Consider the following 1193-nt stretch of genomic DNA (forward strand, 5'->3'; position numbering starts at 1 on the left):
CGCGTCATCTGCTCTATATGCTTTGGGCTACGACCCAGCACTACGCCGATTTCGGCCATCAGATCGAGACACTCAATGGCGGAAAACCTCTGTCCGACCGGCAATGGCGGGAAGCCAAGGAAAATATCAAGCGGGTGATCCTGACCGGGATCGGTGCGTTGCCCGCCTGACTGTAATGGTTCGTTGCAAGCAAAAGGTCAGGTCGGCGCGCTGCCGCGCCGACCTCAACCGACCGCGTCAGTCCGTCAATCGATTGACCTCAGCACATCTCGAACATGGTCGATCAATTCGTTGATCTGGCCCTTGGTGATGATCAGCGGCGGCGAGAGCGCGATGATGTCGCCGGTGGTGCGGATCAGCGCGCCGCGCTCGAACGCCTTGACGAAGGCCGAGAAGGCCCGTTTGGTCGGCTGGCCGGCGATCGGCGCCAGCTCGATCGCACCGATCAGGCCGATGTTCCTGATATCGATGACGTTCGGCTCGCCTTTCAGCGAATGCAGCGCGTCTTCCCAGTACGGCGCCAGCTCCTCGCCACGGGTCAGCAAGCCCTCTTCCTTGTAGGTGTCAAGCGTGCCGAGTGCGGCCGCGCAGGCGATGGGGTTGCCCGAATAGGTGTAGCCGTGGAAGAACTCGATCATGTGCTCGGGGCCGGTCATGAAGGCGTCGTGGATCTCCTTCTTCACAAACACCGCGCCCATCGGGATGACGCCGTTGGAGACGCCCTTGGCGGTGGTCATGATGTCGGGCGTGACACCGAAATAGTCGGCGGCGAACGGTGTGCCGAGACGGCCGAAACCGGTGATGACCTCATCGAAGATCAACAGGATGCCGTGCTTGGTGCAGATCTCGCGCAGCTTCTCCAGATAACCCTTCGGCGGCAGGATGACGCCGGTGGAGCCGGCGACCGGCTCGACGATGACGGCGGCGATGGTCGAAGCGTCGTGCAGGGCGACGATACGCTCCAGCTCGTTGGCGAGTTCCGCGCCATACTCCGGCACACCCTTGGTGAAGGCGTTCTTTTCCGGCAGATGCGTGTGCGGCATATGGTCGACGCCGCCGAGCAGCGTGCCGAACATCTTGCGGTTGGTGACGATGCCGCCGACCGAGATGCCGCCGAAATTGACGCCGTGATAGCCGCGCTCGCGGCCGATCAACCGGGTGCGCGAGCCCTCGCCCTTCACACGGTGATAGGC

Annotated in this window: 2 protein-coding genes; one reads left to right on the forward strand and one right to left on the reverse strand. The window is 62.7% G+C overall.

The features are described 5' to 3' along the window. Window positions 1-17: 17 nt before the first annotated feature. Window positions 18-170 (forward strand): TetR family transcriptional regulator C-terminal domain-containing protein, encoded by a 153-nt coding sequence (locus EN994_RS32300; protein WP_245466155.1) that lies wholly within the window; start codon window positions 18-20, stop codon window positions 168-170. Window positions 171-245: 75 nt separating this feature from the next. On the opposite strand, the gene EN994_RS32305 is transcribed toward EN994_RS32300, so the two are convergent. Then, window positions 246-1193: aminotransferase class III-fold pyridoxal phosphate-dependent enzyme (locus EN994_RS32305; protein ID WP_127308194.1), on the reverse strand; the 948-nt coding region annotated here is incomplete at its 5' end.

The sequence above is a fragment of the Mesorhizobium sp. M7A.F.Ca.CA.002.09.1.1 genome, assembly GCF_003998555.1.
GTDB lineage: Bacteria > Pseudomonadota > Alphaproteobacteria > Rhizobiales > Rhizobiaceae > Mesorhizobium > Mesorhizobium ciceri.

What these genes read in the sequence shown, in the direction of transcription:
- EN994_RS32300 (WP_245466155.1), top strand. Translation starts at nt 18, where the DNA reads ATGCTTTGGGCTACGACCCAGCACTACGCCGATTTCGGCCATCAGATC.